The 4,234-nt window shown below is 51.0% G+C and carries 7 protein-coding genes; 4 read left to right on the top strand and 3 right to left on the bottom strand.

Annotated features, from left to right (window positions below; translation table 11 throughout):
• Positions 1 to 1,222 (bottom strand): CHC2 zinc finger domain-containing protein (locus CKY02_RS22350; protein ID WP_146747488.1); only part of this gene is annotated, 1,222 nt, incomplete at its 3' end.
• Positions 1,223 to 1,354: 132 nt separating this feature from the next.
• Here CKY02_RS22350 and CKY02_RS22345 point away from each other — a divergent pair.
• The 3 genes from CKY02_RS22345 (at position 1,355) to CKY02_RS22335 (ending at position 2,330) form a co-directional block, all read left to right on the top strand.
• On the top strand, positions 1,355 to 1,717 hold the full coding sequence (locus CKY02_RS22345) for a helix-turn-helix domain-containing protein (protein ID WP_338047391.1): 363 nt from the start codon (positions 1,355 to 1,357) through the stop codon (positions 1,715 to 1,717).
• A 78-nt stretch (positions 1,718 to 1,795) separates the two neighbouring features.
• A complete protein-coding gene (locus CKY02_RS22340; RefSeq protein ID WP_112896938.1) occupies positions 1,796 to 2,119 on the top strand; it encodes a SymE family type I addiction module toxin in 324 nt (107 codons plus the stop codon).
• A gap of 13 nt (positions 2,120 to 2,132) precedes the next feature.
• Positions 2,133 to 2,330 (top strand): DUF7706 family protein, encoded by a 198-nt coding sequence (locus CKY02_RS22335; RefSeq protein WP_112896937.1) that lies wholly within the window; start codon positions 2,133 to 2,135, stop codon positions 2,328 to 2,330.
• Positions 2,331 to 2,423: 93 nt separating this feature from the next.
• Here CKY02_RS22335 and CKY02_RS22330 read toward each other — a convergent pair whose 3' ends face one another.
• On the bottom strand, positions 2,424 to 2,927 hold the full coding sequence (locus tag CKY02_RS22330; RefSeq protein WP_065822083.1) for an SMI1/KNR4 family protein: 504 nt from the start codon (positions 2,925 to 2,927) through the stop codon (positions 2,424 to 2,426).
• A gap of 8 nt (positions 2,928 to 2,935) precedes the next feature.
• Positions 2,936 to 3,325, bottom strand: a complete 390-nt coding sequence (locus tag CKY02_RS22325; RefSeq protein WP_065822085.1) for a sugar-binding protein — start codon at positions 3,323 to 3,325, stop codon at positions 2,936 to 2,938.
• A 746-nt stretch (positions 3,326 to 4,071) separates the two neighbouring features.
• Here CKY02_RS22325 and CKY02_RS25080 point away from each other — a divergent pair.
• Positions 4,072 to 4,212: a hypothetical protein gene (locus CKY02_RS25080; protein ID WP_162120803.1), complete on the top strand. Its 141-nt coding sequence runs from the start codon at positions 4,072 to 4,074 to the stop codon at positions 4,210 to 4,212.
• Positions 4,213 to 4,234 lie beyond the last annotated feature (22 nt).

The raw sequence follows: 4,234 nt of genomic DNA, 5'->3' as shown, positions 1-4,234 counted from the left end.
CATTGGGCATTGACGGCAACGCGGCTATTCCGGCGGCTAAGGCGCTGACCGTTTCCGGCACCGGAACCGGCTGATGTTCTGCCAGCGCGGCCCGCTCTGTGGCGGTGGTGGCCTGTACCTCTGCCGCGTCCTGCATCGGCACGGCACTGTCCAGCAACAACGCGAAGGCCCGTTCCGGCTCGGCGACCTGACACAGATAGCCGTTGGCATCCATACCCTCGGGGAACACCACCCGGAACACGGTGATACCGACGGCGGTGAGTTCTGCGGCCAGTTTTACCGCCGCTTCATTGCCTGCCGGATCATTGTCGTAGGCGATCAAGACCTGCTTAACGCCATGCTGCCGAAACGCCTGCCGCATCTCATCGGTGAAGCCGTTCACCCCATAGGCGGCGGTGACATGGCGGTGACCGGCCACCCAGAATGACAGGGCGTCGATCAACGATTCGCAGAGGATGACCGTCCCTGAACTGATCAGCGCCGGCTCATTCCATATTCCGCCATGTGCGCCGGGCAGGTACAGATGCAGCGGCGTTCCTTTACGTAAACGGTCGGTGATTTTGCGCCCGTAGATCTCGCGGATCTGGCCGTTCGGGTCGATAACCGGTATGACCAGCGAACCGGTAAAGTGCTCGTGCCCGCTGTCGCGCATCAGCCCCACGGCCCGAAGACGGGCGCGGATCTGTGCGCCGGCCTGCACCGCCTTGATGGGCAGGCGATAGGCTAACGTGCGGTTGGCAAAGCCCAGTTTAAACCGGGCGACTAATTCCGGGTGGTTGAGCCGGCGTTTTTCCAGATAAGCCAGGGCTTCGGGGGCATTCAGCAGCGTATGATGGTAGAACCCGACGACCCGACTGAGCAGCGCCTGCCGTCCGGCGTCATCCTCGGCCAGCATGGCCGGTTCATCCGGTTGCACCAGCGGGGCCACCGAGGGGTTATCTCCCAGTATCCCGCGCAACTGTTCCACGGCCCGGCGCAGACTTAAGCCCTTAGTTTTCATTACCCAGTCCAGCACTGAGCCGCCGGCATCACAGCCAAAACAGTGATAGAGATTTTTTGCCGGTGAGATAACCATTGACGGGGTTTTCTCCTGATGGAACGGGCACAGCAGCACGTAATCGTTGCCGCGTTTAAAGAGCTGTCGCCCCTGTTGCTCCACCACGGCGACTAAGGAGACGGCGGCTTTCAGGTGCTGTAATTCGGCTTCCGGGATGCGTGCCATAAGTTTGTTCCTTTAAAACCTTGTCAAGACCATTAATGTGTTTTATTATGGCACATATATATGTACTATCGTCAAGTGGATATTAATCAAGGGGGTAAAATCATGAGTCACTCGGTTTACTGGTGCTTATCTATGCCCTTATCTGAACGACTCATTACTTTACGTAAGCAACGTAGCTTATCTCAGCAGGCGATGGCTGATGCTATTGGGATTCATGCTAATAGCTGGAAGAAGTACGAGACAGGGCAGGCTCAGCCTTCCCTTGATGTATTGAAGAAGATCGCGACTTCGCTGAATGTCAGCACGGACTTTTTGTTATTTGATGAACATGAACGTGTACCGGTTGATGAACTTTCCTTGCAGTTTGAAGCCATCAGCCAGCTTCCTGATGATGAACAGAGTATTGTTCGTGAAGTGCTGGAGAGTTTAATTATCAAGTATCAGTCCCGACGTTGGGATTCAGCCAGACAGGCAGCGAAGAAGAAAGAAGAGTAACGAATAAAGCTAACGCGGATTGCCAGTGCGCCAACACTGACAATCCGCTCACCACAGCAACTAATAGGAGTAGTCACTATGGCTAAGGCGCATTCTAAAGCAGAAACGGCGGTAAATAAAGCCGTGAAAACAGAACGTTATTACACGGTGGGCTATGTACCGAACGGGAACAGGGTCAACAACGCCACACCGGCGATACATCTTAAGGGACAGTGGCTGAGACAGGCGGGGTTTAATACCGGGGGCCAGATTACGGTGAAGGTGATGGATGGCTGTCTGGTGCTCATTCCTGACAGTGAAGCCACACAACACTATCAGCAGCAATACCAGCGGCAGCAAAGCCAACTTAATGAGATTAAGCTGCGGATGCGGGAGATGCTGGCTGAATACAATGCGGGCTAAGGGAGAGGATAAAATGAAAGTGGTGATTGAACATTTGCAGGACATTCAGTTAACTCACATTGAAGCGCTGGCCTTAGCCCAACTGGTTAAGCGGCTGAACTGGTCTGAGATACGGGCCTGTGCCGTGAATGACGAGGAAGCGTATCAGATCAAAGATGCGATTTATAAGCTCCAGTCTGCGTTGGCTTACTGTGGATATGCACCAAGGTAGATCATAATAAGATCGGAAGATCTCGGGGGATCTTCCGGTTTAATATATGATATTGATATTATTAAAATTCTGATTTATATAGACAATGAATTATTAATCATAAGCATCACCATAACCTTTATTATGAAACTCATCGTTTATCCAAAATAAATCTTTACCATTAGATTTGTATAATTCGATTAATAACTCTGAAAAAGAATTAGCTATTATAGGGCAACTGCCAACGACTCCATGAATTTCATAGTTGCTATCATAACAACGCCCATTTCTATTTTTGTTCAAATCAATTGTTAAATATTCACCATTATCAATTTCACATATTATATACCATGTCGATGAAATATCATTCTCACATGCTTCCCCTACAATTATTGGATTAGCTTGAATAACTCTTCTCGCAGGAACTATTGTAAAAGAAACATCATCTTGATTTTTTTCAAATAATCTAACGCCGTCGCATTGCTTATAAAAATCAATTAAATCATTTGGATATTTCACTTCTTCATTTGGCAGGGATAACAACCCATCTTTTGGTGAATATATTTCACACCTTGGGTTTTTACTTATCTCATCCAAAATAAATTTTATATTATTCATAAAAAACCTCAGAATTTTACAGGATCAAAAGAGCCAGAGTAAAGGTACTGATTTAGCGCTCTATAATACGCACCTCTGTTTACCTGAGGCACATTTGCAGAGTCGAACATCTTCTCTGTTAATTTATGCATTTCTCTGTTACTAATATTATTCCAGTCAATTTTTCCACCAACAGGTTTACCAGTCTTTTCTCTTAACCAATCTCTATACGTAGATTTTGTTGCATCATGTGCGTCTTTAGATAATGCAATCGTTGGAGAATTCTTAGGATATTTTCCTCCGTATTCGGGAACATTTTTAGCCATCCAAATATCAAGTACACCATGATGATTTTCTAAAGGTGAAGTGGTTGGGCGATATGGAACTATATCAAATTCTTTTACTGGACATCCTGTCAATCCGAGCGGATCAACCCAGTTCGTCGGATTATGGACATACGCATACGGGTTCGGACCCCCATTTAGCCCGAGAGGATCTTAGGGACTATCCCGACGCCATCATACGATTGAGCGAACCTTTCCCCCTGATTTAGCAGCCTTTTTCTCCACCGCTTTTTCCCACCCTGTTAAAGAACATGTTAACTCGCCCCGACGAGCACTTGGCCGATTTTAGCTCACTTTTTCCCCGATGTCAGTGTCGGGTTTCCGCCCGCTTTTCCTGCCAGAACCGGTTTTTATTGGGAACCCGTGGCGGCGGGGCAGCTTGTCTGCGCCGCTGACGCGGGTTGGCCGGGTGCGGGCTGGCGAAGCCCGCTTATCGATGGATTTCTGCGGGGAGCCCCCGCTCGCGGGGGCGGATGGGGCGAAGATGGCGAGTACGGAGACGAGCAAGGAGCCTGCGACTGCGAGCCGGACGCAGCCAGTGCAGCAGGGTTGGGCGGGGGCAATAAACTGCGGCCAGCTTGCTGGCCTGCCTTCAGGGCGGTTGACCTTAACGGACTGACTGACAACGGTTTAAGGCAGATTTTCGCCCCGGAGCCGCCAGGGAGGGCGGCGACTGCGGCGGTGGGTTTTGGCACCGCGGCTGACAGCAGCGGGCGCAGCCCGGTGCGCCTCTGGGGCTGAGAAGCTCAATCCGGCGGCCAGCCGCTCACCGTTGTTGAGGTGGCCGCGCAGCGCCCTGCGGTGGGCGGTGCCGACATAATGTGCCGTTAAGCGTGGTGGGCCGTGCAGGCCCATTTCGCTTAATGCCACATTATGTTCATTGGGGGCTGACCGGCAACCGCGCTGACAGTGGACGCGTCGGCTTAACGCCGGGCGGCCACCATTTACCGCCGGCACGCTGAAGGTAGGCAGGCAGTCTGTGCG

Source organism: Photorhabdus bodei (assembly GCF_003287735.1).
Lineage (GTDB): Bacteria > Pseudomonadota > Gammaproteobacteria > Enterobacterales > Enterobacteriaceae > Photorhabdus > Photorhabdus kayaii.
Note: the sequence above shows the minus strand (reverse complement) of the source record. Positions and strands in the feature narration are given on the sequence as shown.